Source organism: Umezawaea sp. (assembly GCF_057122925.1).
On sequence record NZ_DBNGPQ010000051.1, the window covers coordinates 1 to 15,043 of the forward strand.

12 protein-coding genes are annotated in these 15,043 nt (G+C 72.4%); 5 read left to right on the forward strand and 7 right to left on the reverse strand.

Going from position 1 to position 15,043, the window contains the following annotated elements; genetic code table 11:
• Positions 1-654, reverse strand: a 654-nt coding sequence (locus tag AC156L_RS11050) for a DUF899 domain-containing protein (RefSeq protein ID WP_484406794.1), incomplete at its 3' end; no start/stop codon positions are given.
• 100 nt (positions 655-754) lie between these two features.
• Here AC156L_RS11050 and AC156L_RS11055 point away from each other — a divergent pair.
• Positions 755-1,486, forward strand: a complete 732-nt coding sequence (locus AC156L_RS11055; RefSeq protein WP_414719771.1) for a DUF3626 domain-containing protein — start codon at positions 755-757, stop codon at positions 1,484-1,486.
• On the opposite strand, the gene AC156L_RS11060 is transcribed toward AC156L_RS11055, so the two are convergent.
• The 5 genes from AC156L_RS11060 to AC156L_RS11080 are packed head-to-tail and all read right to left on the reverse strand — an operon-like array spanning position 1,483 to position 6,420.
• A complete protein-coding gene (locus AC156L_RS11060) occupies positions 1,483-2,364 on the reverse strand; it encodes an NmrA/HSCARG family protein (protein WP_330873626.1) in 882 nt (293 codons plus the stop codon). The two genes, AC156L_RS11055 and AC156L_RS11060, sit on opposite strands and share 4 nt — an antisense overlap.
• A gap of 46 nt (positions 2,365-2,410) precedes the next feature.
• Positions 2,411-3,457: a LacI family DNA-binding transcriptional regulator gene (locus AC156L_RS11065; RefSeq protein WP_330873625.1), complete on the reverse strand. Its 1,047-nt coding sequence runs from the start codon at positions 3,455-3,457 to the stop codon at positions 2,411-2,413.
• A gap of 46 nt (positions 3,458-3,503) precedes the next feature.
• Complete coding sequence (locus AC156L_RS11070) at positions 3,504-4,316, reverse strand: carbohydrate ABC transporter permease (RefSeq protein ID WP_330873624.1); 813 nt, start codon at positions 4,314-4,316, stop codon at positions 3,504-3,506.
• Positions 4,313-5,182: a carbohydrate ABC transporter permease gene (locus AC156L_RS11075; protein WP_330873623.1), complete on the reverse strand. Its 870-nt coding sequence runs from the start codon at positions 5,180-5,182 to the stop codon at positions 4,313-4,315. Before AC156L_RS11075 ends, AC156L_RS11070 begins: the two co-directional genes overlap by 4 nt.
• A 2-nt stretch (positions 5,183-5,184) precedes the next feature.
• Complete coding sequence (locus AC156L_RS11080; RefSeq protein ID WP_330873622.1) at positions 5,185-6,420, reverse strand: extracellular solute-binding protein; 1,236 nt, start codon at positions 6,418-6,420, stop codon at positions 5,185-5,187.
• Between the two features lie 249 nt (positions 6,421-6,669).
• Here AC156L_RS11080 and AC156L_RS11085 point away from each other — a divergent pair, with 249 nt between their 5' ends.
• A complete protein-coding gene (locus AC156L_RS11085) occupies positions 6,670-8,988 on the forward strand; it encodes a beta-xylosidase/alpha-l-arabinosidase (RefSeq protein WP_330873621.1) in 2,319 nt (772 codons plus the stop codon).
• Here the strand turns inward: AC156L_RS11085 and AC156L_RS11090 are convergent.
• Positions 8,963-11,524 (reverse strand): AfsR/SARP family transcriptional regulator, encoded by a 2,562-nt coding sequence (locus AC156L_RS11090; protein ID WP_330873620.1) that lies wholly within the window; start codon positions 11,522-11,524, stop codon positions 8,963-8,965. The two genes, AC156L_RS11085 and AC156L_RS11090, sit on opposite strands and share 26 nt — an antisense overlap.
• Before the next feature lie 83 nt (positions 11,525-11,607).
• Here AC156L_RS11090 and AC156L_RS11095 point away from each other — a divergent pair, with 83 nt between their 5' ends.
• From AC156L_RS11095 to AC156L_RS11105, 3 genes are all read left to right on the forward strand, one after another.
• A complete protein-coding gene (locus AC156L_RS11095) occupies positions 11,608-12,477 on the forward strand; it encodes an alpha/beta fold hydrolase (protein WP_330873619.1) in 870 nt (289 codons plus the stop codon).
• A gap of 59 nt (positions 12,478-12,536) precedes the next feature.
• Positions 12,537-13,292: a VOC family protein gene (locus AC156L_RS11100; RefSeq protein WP_330873618.1), complete on the forward strand. Its 756-nt coding sequence runs from the start codon at positions 12,537-12,539 to the stop codon at positions 13,290-13,292.
• 110 nt (positions 13,293-13,402) lie between these two features.
• Entirely contained in the window at positions 13,403-14,554 is a 1,152-nt protein-coding gene (locus AC156L_RS11105; RefSeq protein WP_330873617.1) for an aminotransferase-like domain-containing protein, read from the forward strand.
• Positions 14,555-15,043: the final 489 nt, after the last annotated feature.

A 15,043-nucleotide genomic window follows, 5' to 3' on the forward strand; every position in this document is an offset into this window, starting at 1 on the left:
CTCCCACTCCTCCTGCCTGCCCAACGCGGTCAGGTCCAGGTAGTAGTACGACCCGCCGGTCGCCTCGGTGCCGCGGGCGAACGTCGAGTACGTGTGGAACACCCGGTCGCCGTCGCGGAGGAAGAAGCTCTGACCTGGTGCTTCGCCGGGGGTGGCGTCCTCGACCGGGCTGTAGTTGTACTCGGCCGGGGCGACGGACGGGTCGAGGGTGACGTGGAAGTCGTAGTTGAAGTCGCTGCGGAACGACGAGTACCAGGGGAACGTCCAGCCCTTCTTCGCCTGGTAGGCCTCGATCTTCGCCAGCGGCGCGCGGGAGACGAAAGCCATCGACGTGTCGCGGACGGCCAAGTGCCTGACCAGGCCGTCGGACACCTCGTCGGCCCCCGCGCTGCACGACGAGCAGCCCTCGTCCCAGCTCGGGTCGAACATGAAGTGGCCCAGCACGAGTTGGCGGCGGCCCTCGAACATGTCGAGCAGGCGGACCTCGCCGGACGGGCCGTCGAAGACGTAGTCCTCGTCGACCAGGACCATCGGGAGCGAGCGGCGTTCGGCGTTCAGCTCGTCACGGGCCCTCGTGGCGGCCTTCTCCTTGACCAGGAGCGCCTTGCGGGCCTCCAACCACTCCGAACGGGACACGACCTCGGGCAGGCTCATGGGAATCTCCTCTCGTCACAGGGGTAGACCTCCCGAGGACCGGACAATCATCGGTGTGGATGCGATCGAGCACGTGGCGGCCCTGTCCAGCGGGCCGCCGATGGACCCGGACCTGCGCGTCGACCTGCACTTCCACCCCGACCGCGCGCTCGCGGAGATCGTGCGCGACGGCGTGTACCGGTCGCAGTTCGAGACGGGCACGAGCAACGGCGGGTTGACGGCGCATCCGGGTGGGGACCGGTGGCGGTGGGAGAGCAGGCTGTTCGGCGGCGTGTACGACGAGGCGCCCGCCGCCCGGCGACCGAAGTACGGGGCGCTCAACCACCGGCGTCGGCCGGAGGGCGGGGCGATCCGGTTCGGGTCGGCGCACCTCCGGCTCACGGCGGACACGCTGACGCGCACGACGTTCTGCTACCCCGACAGCGTGTTCGAGCCGGTCCACTTCGGCGTGGCGGAACGGATGTCGTTGATCGAACTGGTCGAGGCGGACGACCGGGACCTGCTCGACGACTACGTCGAAGCCCACGTCCACGGTCCGGTGCGCGTCGACCGGGACGTGGAGGCGATCGTGCTCGACCCGTGCTTCCGGGGCACGGCCGTCGAGGACCTGGCGGGCGAACTGCCGTGCGCGGTCGAGTGGCACCGCGGGTTCCGCCTGCCCGTTCGGGACCTGACGGCCGACTACCGGGGCGCGGAGGTCGTCGAACTCGGCAGGAGGCTGGCGGTGGACGGGTTCCTCGACGCGCGGATCATCGGGCGTGCGCGCGGCCACGAGCACCCGCGGCTGGTGAAGATGCTGTGGCACCACGTGGCCCGGTTCGGGCTGGGCTAGAGCGCCGCGAGCTGCGCCCGGCCGTGCCGGGACAGCCACCTCTCGAACGTCATCAGCCCTGGGTGCAGCGCTCGCAGCGCCGGGACGTCGGCCCGGTCCGCCGCGGGGGAGTCGAACACGTCGGCGAGGCCGGGGTCGTGCTGCCTGATGATGTCCAGCGGGATCTGGTGGTAGGCGACGGGGTGGCCGAGCGCGCGGCCCAGGACCGTCGCGAGTTCACGGGGTGTGCGCTCGTCGCCCGCGATCGTCAGCGAGCGGCCCACGTAGGTCTCGGGGTCGCCGAACGCGAGCGCGGCGAACGCGCCGATGTCGTCCACGGCGATCATCTGGTACTTCGTGTCCGGGTCGAGGAGGTGCGTGAACGAGCCGTCCAGCACGTCCTTCGAGACGGCCAGGCCCTCCATGAACGTCGCCGGGCGCAGCACGGTCGCGGGCAGGCCGATGGCCGCGATGTGCCGTTCGACCTCCCACTTGCTGTCGAACGACGGCACGCCCGTGCGCGCGGAGGCCTCCACGAGCGACGCGTAGACCAGGTGCTCGACGCCCGCGGCCTTGGCCGCGTCCGCGACCGCGCGGCCCCAGCGCACCTCGGTCTCGGTGCCGTACCCCACCGGGGCTCCGGGGTCGTGCGGCGCGGGCTGCACGCTGAACGCGCCGTGCGCGCCGGTCATGGCCGCGACCAGCGACGACGGGTCGTCCATGTCGGCGGCCACGACCTCGGCACCGGCTTCGGCCAGTGCGCGGGCCGCCGGACCTGTGGTGTTCCGGGTGAGGGCGCGGACGTGCCACCCGCCCGCGAGGAGGTGGGCCGCTGTCGCGCCGCCCTGCTTGCCGGTCGCCCCGACCACCACGACGGTCTCGCCCAAAACTGCCTCCAAGGCCGGACTGTTTCGTCCCATACTATCTAGTACGGGACGAAACGGGTCAGGGCGCGGGAGGAGCGGTGCTGTGCCGCACGACCAGCGTCGTGGCCAGCTCGATCCGCCGGTGCTCAGGCTTCTCGCCGCGCGCCAGCGTGATCGCCAGCCTCGTGCCCGCGGAGGCCATGTCCTGCAACGGCTGCCGCACGGTGGTGAGCGGCGGGCCGACCCACTCGGCCAGCGGCAGGTCGTCGAAGCCGACCACGCTGAGGTCCTGCGGCACCCGCAGGCCTGCGGCGCGCGCCGCCTCGTACACGCCGAGCGCCTGGAGGTCGCTGCCCGCGAAGATCGCGGTAGGACGGTCGGGTCGGGACAGCAGCACGGTCGCCTGCTTGAAGCCCGACTCGACGTGGAAGTCGCCGTACCGCACCAGGTCGGGGTCGACGGTCAGGCCCGCGGTCTCCATCGCGGCGCGGTAACCGTCCACTCTGGCCCGACTGCACAGCACGCGCTCCGGGCCGCCGATCATGCCGATCCGGGTGTGCCCCAGTTCGAGCAGGTGGCGGGTGGCGGTGAGGCCGCCGTTCCAGTTCGTCGCGCCGATCGACGGGGTCTCCGGACCCGGTTCGCCGACCGGGTCGACCACGACGACCGGGATGTCACGGGCACGCAGCTTCGCGAGCTGCGTCGCGCTCAGGTCGGAGAACACCGCGATCACACCGAGCGGTCTGCGCGCGATCACGCTCTCCAACCAGCCGTGACCGGGAGTCAGCCTGCCCTGCGACTCGGACATCACCACGGCGAGCCCGTGCTCGCGGGCGACCTGCTCGGCGCCCCGGATGATCTCCAACGCCCACGCGCTCTCCAGCTCGTGGAACATCAGTTCGACCAGGGTGGACCGACGCGACCTGTCGTCGCCCCTGCGCTGGTACCCGTGGCGCCGGATGATCGCCTCGACGCGTTCCCGCGTGTGGGCGGCGACATCCGTGCGGCCGTTCATCACCTTCGAAACTGTCGGTACCGACACGCCAGCCTCTGTTGCGATGTCGGCGATGGTGATCTTTCCCGACACGGGCCCGCCGGCTGCGGAGGGCTCGGCTTTCGCTGACATGCCGGCAGTCTACGTCAGCAGACTGCCGGCCCGAAACTATCGACAGTTATTTGCCGAATCCGGCAGTCAGGCCGCTGAGCAGGTAACGCCTGCCGATCAGGTACACCACGAAGATCGGCATCACCGACAGCGTGACCGCGGCCAGCAGCGCGGGCACGTTGGTGCCGAACTGGCCCTGGAAGTTCCACAGCCCGAGCGTGAGCACGCGGCTCGACTCCGACTGCGTCAGCACGAGCGGGAACAGGAACCCGTTCCACGCGTTGAGCGCGGTGTAGACGACGACGGTCACGATGGCGGGCCTGGCCAGCGGCAGCACCAGGTACCGGAGCACGCCGAACGCGCTCGCCCCGTCGATCGTCTGCGCCTCGTACAGCTCCTTGGGCACGTCGCGGAGGCTGTTGGTCAGCACGAGCGTCGCCACCGGCAGCGCGAACGCCGCCGTCGGCAGGATGATCGCGGTGAGGCTGTCGTACAGGTTCAGCCTGGTGATCAGCAGGTAGACCGGGATGATCGTGGCCTGCGCGGGGATCGCCAGCCCGGCCAGCAGCAGGGTGAACCCGCGCTGCACGAGCTTGCTGCGGCTCCGCGCGACCGCGTAGGCCGCGGGAACCCCGAGCAGCACCACGATCGCGACCGTCGCCGCGGTGACGACGACGTTGTTGAACAGGTAGCCGCCGAACCCTCCACCCAGGACGGTCCGGTAGTTGTCCAGCGTCGGGTCCGACGGTGGCTTGAGCGGGCTGGAGGTCAGGTAGTCGGCCCGGCCGCGCAGGCTCGCCGCGACCATGAAGTACAGCGGTCCCACGACGAGGACGAGCCACACCAGCGCCGACGCCCCCGCGGGCCAGTTGCGCTTCACGCGCCCTCCTGCTGACTGGTCATGGACCGGAAGCCGGTCACCCGCATCACGAGCAGCGACAACCCGGTCCCGACGACGACGAGCAGCACGGCCATGGTGCTGGCGTAACCCATCTCGAACCCGCTGAAGCCGGTGATGTACATGTGCAGCGGCGCGATCCGGGACGCGGTGCCCGGTCCGCCGTTGGTGAGGATCAGCACGGTGTCGAACGTGGTCAGCGACCCGACGATCATGAGGATCGACGACGTGATGATCGTGTAGCGGAGCTGCGGCAGCGTGATGTGGAAGAACTGCCGCACCCGTCCCGCGCCGTCGATGGTGGCGGCCTCGTACAGCGTCTTCGGGATCGCCCGTGCCGCGCCCTGGTAGAGCAGCGTGTGGAACGGCACGTACTGCCAGGTGATCACGAACGCCACCGTGTACAGCACGATGGACGGGTTGCCGAGGAACTGGACGTCGCCGAGCGGTCCGCCGAGCGACTGGAGCACGCCGAAGTTCGGGTCGAGCATCACCTGCCACAGCAGGGCGATGGCGGCCGTGGACAGCAGCAGCGGCAGGAAGAAGATGGAGCTGAGCACCGCGCGGGAGCGCTGGCGGCCCGCGGCCCAGACGCCGATCAGCAGTGCGATCGGCGTCTGGACCAGCCACGAGACCACCATGAGGATCGCGGTGCGACCCACGGCGTCGTACGCCTGACCGTCGTCGGCCAGCCGCGCCCAGTTGTCCACCCCGTTCGGTTGCGGTGTGCCCAGCCCGTCCCACGACGTGAAGCTCAGCACCACGACGAGGACCATGGGCAGTGCCGCGAACAGCGCGAAGAACGCGAAAGCGGGTGCGGCGTACCAGAACGAAGGTCGTTGGTGCATCGTCAGCCCGCCGCCAGCGCGTCGACGAAGGCCTGCGGGGACGTCTTGCCCAGGAACAGCTCCTGCAACTGGGTCAGCATCTTGGTCGACTGGTCCGCGGTCAGGTCCTGGTCCCAGGAGAGCTGGAACACCGACGCCTTCTCGACCAGCTCGTAGATCCACGTGGTGTACTCGGAGTTCGCCGCCTTCGCGAGCTTGTCCTTCACCCCGGTCACCGCGGGCACGTCACCGGCGTCGATCAGCGACTGCACGTACTTCTCGTCGTTCAGCGCGGTCGCGACGTACTTCTTGGACGCGTCGAGCGTCTTCGACGCGGACGTGACCGAGTAGTAGTTGGACGCGTTGCCCACCACGGTGTCCGGCTTGCCCTTGCCACCCGGCAGCGTCGGGAACGGCACCCAGCCCAGCTTGCCGTTCTTCACGAAGTCCGGGCTCTGGCCGAGCTGGTTCACGTACTCCCACGATCCCATCAGGTGCATGGCCGCCTTGCCCTGCGCGAGGATGGTCGACGCGCCGCCCACGTCGTAGCCGACGGAAGCGTAGTTGGTGCCGAAGCCGCCGCGGTCGACGAGCTCCTTCACCTTGGTGGCGGCTTCGAGGACCGCGGGGTCCTTCCAGCCCGCCGGGCCGTTGTCCCTGATGTTCTTGAACACGTCGGCCCCGCCGATCCGGTCGAGCAGGTACTCGATCCACATCAGCTCGGTCCACGCCTGCGAGCCCGCCAGCGCGATCGGCTGCACGCCCGCCGCCTTGAACTTGTCCACGAGGGCCAGCAGTTCGTCCCAGGTGGTCGGTGGCGTGGCGCCCGCTGCGGAGAAGACGTCCTTGTTGTAGAAGAGGACGACCGGCTGCATACCGCGCATGGGGAGGCCGTAGTACTTGCCGTTGATCTTCGCGCCGTCCAGGACGCTGGGCAGGAACGCGCTCTTGAGGGAGGGGTTCTCGTCCAGCAGCGGGGTCAGGTCGGCGATCTTGTCGGCGTCGACGTACTCCTTGAGGTTGCCGCCGCCCCAGTTGAAGAAGACGTCCGGTGCGTTGGGCGAGCCGATCGCGACCCGCAGCTTCTGCTTGTACGGGTCGTTGCCGAAGGTCTCCAGCGTGCCCCCGGAACCCTCGACCGACGTCTTCTCGATCGGGTTGAGCACCGGGTCCTGCAAGGCCCACACCTTGAAGGAGCCGCCACCGCCGCTTCCCGCCGCGGGGCCCGAGGTACCGCACGCGGCTACCGCGGCGACCATCGCGACCATGGTGATCAGGGCGTGTGTTCTAGACCGGCGGAACATGCGACCGCCTTCCTCTCTGCCACGGTGCCGAGTTCGAAACATTTCGAAACCTGTTCGACTTGCGCAGACAGTAGGGCTACGCCAATAGGGTGTCAAGGGTCACTTTCGTGGCCCATTTGAGCCGTTCTCCCAGCTCATTGTGTTTCGAAGTGTTTCCGATAGTATCGGTCACAATTCAGGAACTTGCGTTGAGGAGGAGTTGGAGTGCATCCCGATTCCCGCACCACCGGAGCGGCGTGGGCCGATCCGAGCCGTCCCGTCGACGAGCGGGTCGACCTGCTGCTCGCCGACATGACGGTCGAGGAGAAGCTCGCCCAGTTGGTCGGGGTCTGGGTGGGGGTGTCCCCCGACGCCGCGGAGGTGGCCCCCGCCCAGCACGAGTTCTCCGAGCCGCTGCCGGAGTGGTCCGAGCTGACCAAACCCGGTCTCGGGCAGCTCACCCGCGTCTTCGGCACGAGCCCGCTCGACCCGGCCGTCGGCGCCAGGGTCCTGGCCGACACCCAGCGCAGGCTGGTGGAGGGCAGCAGGCTCGGCATCCCCGCGATGGCGCACGAGGAGTGCCTGTCCGGCTTCACCGCCTGGCAGGCGACCGTGTTCCCCATCCCGCTGGCGTGGGGGGCGACGTTCGACCCCGACGTGGTCGAGCGGATGGCCACCGCGATCGGCGAGCAGCTCCGCGGCATCGGCGTGCACCAGGGCCTCGCGCCGGTGCTCGACGTGACCCGCGACCCCCGCTGGGGGCGCACCGAGGAGACGATCGGCGAGGACCCGTACCTGGTCGGGCTGCTCGGCGCCGCCTACACCCGCGGCCTGGAGTCGACCGGGGTCGTGGCCACGCTCAAGCACTTCGCGGGCTACTCGGCGTCGCGGTCGGGCCGCAACCACGCCCCCGTCTCGATGGGGCCGCGCGAGTTCGCCGACGTGGTGCTGACGCCGTTCGAGATGGCGCTGCGGCTCGGCGGGGCCCGGTCGGTCATGCACTCCTACGCCGACGTCGACGGCGTGCCGCCCGCGGCGAACCCGATGCTGCTGACCGAGCTGCTGCGCGGCACGTGGGGCTTCGACGGGGTCGTGGTGGCCGACTACTTCGGCGTCTCGTTCCTGGAGAGCGCCCACGGCGTCGCGTCCTCACCCGGTCACGCCGCCGCGCTGGCGCTCGCGGCCGGTGTCGACGTCGAGCTGCCGACCGTCCGCTGCTTCGGCGACCCCCTCCTCGACCTCGTCCGCAACGGCGACGTGTCCGAGGAGCTGGTCGACCGCGCGGTCGCCCGCGTGCTGCGGCAGAAGTGCGAACTCGGCCTCCTGGACGCCGACTGGGCGCCCACCCCGGCGCCCGAGTCGATCGACCTTGACCCGCCCGCGATGCGCGACCTCGCCAGGACGATGGCGGAGCGGTCGGTGGTGCTGCTGGACAACAACCGCAACACCCTGCCGCTGGCGGCCCCGCGCCGCATCGCCGTCGTCGGTCCGTGCGCGGACGACGTGCTCACGCTGATGGGCTGCTACTCGTTCCCCAGCCACGTGGGCGTGCAGCACCCGGAGGTGCCGATCGGCGTCGAGATCCTCACCGTGCTGGAGGCGATCCGCGAGGAGTTCCCCGACACGGAGGTCGTGCACGCGCAGGGCTGCGCGGTCGACGGGGACGACCTCGGCGGCCTGGCCGAGGCGATCCGGGTCGTCCGCGACGCGGACGTGTGCGTCGCCGTGCTCGGCGACCGCGCCGGTTTGTTCGGCCGCGGCACGTCCGGCGAGGGCTGCGACGCGGAGGACCTGACGCTGCCCGGCGTGCAGAGCGACCTGCTCACGGCGCTGCTGGAACTGGACGTGCCGGTGGTGGCGGTCATGGTCGCGGGCAGGCCGTACGCGCTCGGCGAGTTCCGCGGCGCGGCGGCGACCCTCCAGACGTTCTTCCCCGGTGAGGAGGGCGCGGGCGCCATCGCGGGCGTGCTCAGCGGGCGGGTCAACCCGTCCGGCAAGCTGCCCGTGCAGGTGCCGAACGGGTCGGGCGGGCAGCCGTCGACCTACCTGCACCCCAAGCTCGGCGGGCCCGGCGGGGTCAGCTCGGTCGACCCGACGCCGCGCTTCCCGTTCGGCCACGGCCTGTCCTACACCGCGTTCACCTACCGCAGGCTGGAGCTGTCCCGCGACACCGTGCCCATCGACGGCGAGGTGGAGGTCTCCTGCGTCGTGCAGAACACCGGTCTGCGCGCGGGCGCCGAGGTCGTGCAGCTCTACCTGCACGACCCGGTGGCCTCGGTGACCAGGCCGGTGCGGCAGCTCGTGGGCTTCACCCGCGTCGAGCTGGAGGCGGGCGAGTCCGTGCGCGTGACGTTCACGGTCCACGCGGACCGCACCTCGTTCACCGGCGTCTCGGGTCGGCGGATCGTGGAGCCCGGCGTGGTCGACGTGCACGTCGGCGCGTCGAGCGAGGACACCCGCCTGTCGGGCAGCTTCTGCGTCGTCGGGTCGCCGCGCGAGGTCGGGTACGACCGCGTGCTCACGACCCCGGTGGCACTCGGCTAGCCGCGCGGTCGGCGTCGGCGGTCCGGCGCTGGGACCGGTAGAGGGCGGATGCCCGGCGCCACGCGTCGTGCGCCTCCCCGGTGCGGCCCAGCGCCGAGTACGGGTGGCCGAGGCGGTCCAGCGTCTCGGCCGCGCTGTGCGGTGCGTCGAGCTCGGCGTGCAGCGCCAGGGCTTCGAGGTAGTGCTCGACGGCGTCGGCGTGCCTGCCGTCCTCGTGCGCCACGATGCCCAGCGCGTCCAGCGCTCCCGCCACGCCGTGGCGGTTGCCGTGCGAGCGGGCCAGTGCCAGCGCCGTCGTGCAGTGCCGCCGGGCCCCGTCGAGGTCGCCGAGCCGCGCCGTGGCGGACCCGGCCGCGGTGAGCGCCACGGACTCCCACACGCGGTCGCCGACGGCCCGGAAGAGCCGCACGGCGTCGAACGCCTGCTCCAGGGCACGACCGCGGTCGGAGCGCAGGAACCACGTCGCCGCGAGGCACAGCCGCACGTGGCCCTCGAACCGCCGGTCCCCGGCCTGCTCCAGCGCCCGTTCCAGGTGAGCCAGCGACTCGTCCAGCTCGCCGACCAGCGAGCAGGCGTGCCCGAGGAGCTGGTGCGCCACCGCGAGCGCGTGCGGGTCGCCGAGCCTCCGCGCGGCGTCCAGCCCCCGCCGCCAGGCGTCGACCTGGTGCCCGTGGTGGGCGCGGCGGAGGTGGAACGGGTGCAGCGCCCACACCAGGTGCCACGCCGCGAGGTCGTCGTCGGTGGCGCGCAGCGCGGCGAGCAGGTTCTCGTGCTCGGCGTCGAACCAGCGCAGCGCGGCCGTGTCGTCGGCGAAGGAACCCACGGGGGCCAGCGGGATCGGCGCGGGTTCCGGGTCCAGCGGGAGCCGGGCCGCACCGGCGGTGCGGGTGTGGTGGTCGAGCAGCCGCGCCAGCGCCGCGGGCCGGTCCGGGTCGGGCAGGTCGGCCGCGTACCGCCGGACCAGGTCGTGCATCCGGTACCGGCCGGGGGAGCCTGCTGTGAGCAGCGACACCCGTTCCAGCGCCCGCAGGACGTGCTCCGGCCGCCCGGTCGCCGCCACCGCGGCGTCGACCCCGATGTCCGGTCCCGGCAGGCCGCCCAGCAGCCGGAACGCCGACGCCTCCTCCGGTGGCAGCGCCCGGTAGGACCAGGACAGCACGGTCGACAGGTCGCCGTGGTCGGCGCGCTCCAACGGGAAACCGGGGTGCGCCAGGGCCCGTCCGGCGACGAGCGCCAGCGCCAGGGGCAGGCCGCCGCACCACGCCAGCAGGTCGGCGTCCGGGACCCGCTGCGTGCCCAGCCGCCGGGCCACCAGCGCGCGGGAGTCCACGTCGGACAGCACGTCCAGGTGCACCGGCTTCGCCCCGTGCGCCGTGACGAGCCCGTCCAGCCGGTCGCGACTGGTGACCACGACGGTGCACGCCGACGTGCCGGGCAGCAGCGGCACGACCTGGGCGGCGTCCCGCGCGTTGTCCAGCACCACCAGCATCCGCCGGTCCGCCAGCAGGCTCCGGTACAGGCCCGCCCTCGACCCGGCGTCCGGCGGCACCGCGGAGGCGGGGACGCCGAGCGCGTCCAGGAAGCCGCGCAGCGCCGTGTCCGGGTCCAGCGGCTCGCCCGTCGGGTCGAACCCGCGCAGGTTCGCGAACAGCTGCCCGTCGGGGAAGCCCTGCCCGTGCGCCCAGCGCAGCGCCAGCCACGTCTTGCCCACCCCGCCGGTCCCGGTGATCAGCAGCAGCGGGGCGCCGGGGTCCAGCGCGGCCAGTTCGGCGGCCCGACCGGTGAACTCGGCGGGTGGCGCGGGCAGTTGGCGCGGCACGGGTTCGCTCAGCCGCGGATCCGCGGCGAGGACGCGCCGGTGCAGGTCGGTCAGGTGCGGGCCGGGGCTGACGCCCAGCTCGTCCGCCAGCCGTGCCCGCGTCCGGCGGAGCTGGTCGAGCGCGTCGGCCTGGCGGCCCGCGCGGTAGAGCGCCGTGGCCAGTTGCGCGACCAGCCGCTCGTCGAGCGGGTTGCGCTCCACGCGGCTCGTCAGCGGTGCGATCAGCGCGGCGTGGTCGCCGCGGCGCAGGCCGAGGTCGGCGCGGTCGAGGTCGACGGCGTGCCGCTCCCGCTCCAGCTCCGCCCGCACCCCGGTCAGCCAGGGCGTGTCCAGGCCCTCGAACGGCTCGCCGCGCCACAGGGCGTCGGCCCGCGCGTAGAGCACCTCCGCGTCCTGGTCCGGAGCCGTGCGGGCCAGGCGGACGAGCGAGCGGAACCGGTGCAGGTCAACGGTTTCCGGGTCGACGTCCACCACGTAGCCGCCCGACCGGTGGGTGATCGGGACGCCGGGGAGCGCGCGGCGCAGCCGGGTGAGGTAGGTGTGCAGGGTGCCGCGCACCCGCTGCGGGGGCCGGTCGCCCCAGACGCGGTCGACCACCAGGTCGACCGGCACGACCACGCCCGGCCGCACCAGCAGCGCGGCCAACACGCACCGCTGCCTCGCCGGACCGACGTCGAGCCGGGCACCCTCGCGCCACGCCTCCACCCCACCGAGCACCCGGAACTCCACAGATCCCCCTGAGCAGCGGGTTCAAGCGTTCGTCCAGAATTATCCCCGGTCCGCCGCGCACCGTGGCCCTCATGGGGAAACGCGTGGGGAAGTTTCGGGACCGGGCCGCCGAGGCGGCGTTCTTCGAGGCCTACCGGGAGGCGCTGACGCCGCCCGAGGAGGTCCACGACGTGCCGACGTCGTTCGGCACCACCAGGGTCTACCGGTACGGGCCGTCCGAGGGGGCGCCGATCGTGCTGCTGCACGGGCTCAACTCGACCTCGGCGCCGTGGAAGCCGTTCCTGGGGGCCTTCACCGGGGCGGGCCCGGTGTACGCCGTGGACTCGCTGGGCGAGGCGGGCGGCAGCGTGCAGACGGTGCCGTTCCGCTCCGCGGCCGACCGTGCCCGCGCGCTCGACGAGGTGCTCGCGGGGCTGGGGTTGAGCGGGGTGCACGTGGTCGGGGCGTCCGAGGGCGGCTGGCTGGGGACGAGGCTGGTCGTGCACGCGCCGGACCGCGTGGCGACGCTGAGCCTGCTGGAGCCGACGACCGTGACGTCGCGGTACTCACCGGGGGTGATGTGGCGGGGGCTGCTCGCCGGGGTGACGCGGTCGGAACGGCTCGTGCGGCGGATGCTGGTGTTCACGATGGGACGGGACCTGCTCGACCGGCCGGACGTGCGGGTGGTCCTGCTCGGCGTGAAGGCCTACCGGTCGAGGCTGCCGTTGCTCGTGCCGCTCCCGTCGGAGGAACTGCGGGCGGTGCGGGTGCCCGTGCTGGCGGTGTTCGGGGCGCGGAACGTCGTGCACGACGCCGTGTCGGCCGCCACCCGGTTGGGGGAACTGGTGCCGCACGCCGTGGTCGAGGTGTGGCCGGACGTGGGGCACGACCTGGGGCAGTTCGACGACACCCGGCCGATCACCGATCGGGTGCTGGGGTTCGTGCGGGAGCACGACTCCTGACTTTGTCGGTGCCCGTCGCTATGGTCCGGACGACCTGGTCAGGACTACCGGAGGACACCATGAGCTACGTGACCGGCGTGCAGCCCAACGGCACGCCCACCTGGATCGACCTGGGCATACCCGACCTGGAGCGGGCGAAGGAGTTCTACGGGTCCCTGTTCGGCTGGGAGTTCGCCTCGGCCGGGCCCGAGGCCGGGTACTACACGACGGCCCTGCTCGACGGGCGGCGCGTGGCCGCGCTCGCGCCGAACGAGGGGGAGACCGAGTTCTGGTGGAACGTGTACTTCGCGGCCGACGACTGCGACTCGGCGGCCAAGAGGGTCGTCGAGTCGGGTGGCCGGGTCACCGTCGAGCCGGTGGACGTGATGACGCAGGGGCGGATGGCGATCGCGATCGACCCGACGGGGGCGCGGTTCGGGCTGTGGCAGGGGCGCGACCACATCGGGTGCGAGGTGGTGAACGAGCCGAACTCGCTGGTGCGCAACGACCTCGCCACCCCGTCGCCCGAGCCCGCGCGGGAGTTCTACTCGTCGGTGTTCGGGTTCGCGCTGGACCGCAACGAGGACATGCCGGACTTCGACTTCACGTTCCTGCGCAGGCCGGACGGCCACGAGGTCGCCGGGATCTTCGGCAACCCCGAGGCCACGAGATCCCGGTGGGCCACGACGTTCGAGGTCGCGGACACCGACGAGGCCGTGGCGCGGGCCGTCGCCGGAGGCGGTGGGGCGGGGGAGGCGAGCGACATGCTCTACGGCCGCATCGCGACCCTCACCGACCCGTTCGGCACGGAGTTCTCGGTGATCACCAGGGCCTGACCGGTATTCTGCGGGCGGCTCCTCGACCAGTGCAGCCGACCCCGCGCGCGTGCCAGGCGGAACCACCGCCCCCCCGCGAGCGGGCCCTACCGCGGATTCGAGGAGTCGTTGTGGTGAAGCACGTGTCCAGTTCGCCCGTTCGAGACCTGCTGGCCCTGGTCGACCGGCCGGAGGTGATCTCGTTCGCGGGCGGGCTTCCCGCGCCGGAGCTGTTCGACCTCGACGGGGTGCGGGCGGCGTTCCACCAGGCGCTGTGCGAGCCGGTCGGTCGGCGCAACCTCCAGTACGCGCCGACCGAGGGCAACGCCGACCTGCGCGAGCTGGTGGCCGCCCGCATGACCGGCCGAGGCCTGCCCACCACCGCGGCCGACCTGCTGGTCACGACCGGGTCGCAGCAGGCGTTGACGCTGGTGGCGACCGCGCTGCTGGAGCCGGGCGCCGTCGTCGCCGTGGAGGAGCCCACGTACCTGGCCGCGCTCCAGTGCTTCCGGACGGCGGGGGCCAGGGTCGTGCTCGTCGCCGGCGACGAGCACGGCATGGTCCCCGAAGCGCTGGAGGAGGTCATCAGGGCGGAGTCGCCCTCACTGGTGTACCTGGTGCCCACGTTCGCCAACCCGACCGGCCGCACGCTGCCCGCCGAGCGCCGGACCGCCATCGCCGCGCTGGCGTCGGCCCACGGGCTGTGGGTCGTGGAGGACGACCCGTACGGCGAACTCCGGTACCGCGGGGAGCCCCTGCTCCCGCTGGCCGCGGGGGCGCCGGAACAGGTCGTCCACCTGGGCAGCTTCTCCAAGGTGGGCGCTCCGGGGCTCCGGCTGGGCTGGCTGCGCGCGCCCGCGACCCTGCTGCGCACGCTGGTGATCGTGAAGCAGGCCGCCGACCTGCACACGTCGACCGTCGACCAGGCCGCCGCCGCGATCTACCTGGCCGCCACCGACCTGGACGCCCACATCACCGGTCTCCGAACCGCCTACCGCGCCCGGCGCGACGCCATGGTCGCCGCCCTGCCCGCCGCCACCCCGCCCGGCACGACGTGGACCGACCCGGACGGCGGCATGTTCGTGTGGGTGACCCTGCCGGGTGAGGCCGACACCGCCGACCTGCTCAAGGCCGCCCTGGCCCACGACGTCGCCTACGTCCCCGGCGCGGCCTTCTACGCGACCACCCCGAACCACGCCACCCTGCGCCTGTCCTTCACCACCAACAGCCCGACCGTGATCACCACCGGCATCGCCCGCCTGGGGGAGGTGCTCCGCGGCTGACCGCGCCACCCGAGGGGCGCGGGTCGGGTGCCACGCGGCTCGGGCAGCGGTGCGGGCCGTCCAACCTCGCGCCGCCACCCACCGCGGCCACCCGACGGGCTCTGCTGGGGTGTCCCGTCGACGGACGGGAGCCCAGCGGGTCCAGCGGTGCGGCGTCCTACCCGCGTCGCTCACCGGGTGCCGTGTCCCGTCGACGGCGGGAGTCTCGCGGGCGGTCCCGTGGTGCGGGGCGTTCGACTTCGGGCCGCTCACCGGGTGCCGCGGGTGGTGTGTCGTGTCGCTGCGCGGGAGTTTCGCGGGCGGTGCTGGTGGTGCGGGGCGTTGGACTTCGTGCCGCTCACCGGGTGCTGCGGGTGGTGTGTCCTGTCGCTGGGCGGGAGTTTCGCGGGCGGGGCCGGTGCGGCGGGGCGTTGGACTTCGTGCAGCTCACCGGGTGCCGCGGGTGGTGTGTCCAGTCGCTGGGCGGGAGTTTCGCGGGCGGGGCCGGTG

Excerpts from the sequence above, each read along its gene's own strand:
- AC156L_RS11055 (WP_414719771.1), top strand. The coding sequence starts at position 755 with ATGGACCCGGACCTGCGCGTCGACCTGCACTTCCACCCCGACCGCGCG.
- AC156L_RS11065 (WP_330873625.1), bottom strand. The coding sequence starts at position 3,457 with ATGTCAGCGAAAGCCGAGCCCTCCGCAGCCGGCGGGCCCGTGTCGGGA.
- AC156L_RS11075 (WP_330873623.1), bottom strand. The coding sequence starts at position 5,182 with ATGCACCAACGACCTTCGTTCTGGTACGCCGCACCCGCTTTCGCGTTC.
- AC156L_RS11080 (WP_330873622.1), bottom strand. The coding sequence starts at position 6,420 with ATGGTCGCCGCGGTAGCCGCGTGCGGTACCTCGGGCCCCGCGGCGGGA.
- AC156L_RS11095 (WP_330873619.1), top strand. The coding sequence starts at position 11,608 with ATGGGGAAACGCGTGGGGAAGTTTCGGGACCGGGCCGCCGAGGCGGCG.
- AC156L_RS11100 (WP_330873618.1), top strand. The coding sequence starts at position 12,537 with ATGAGCTACGTGACCGGCGTGCAGCCCAACGGCACGCCCACCTGGATC.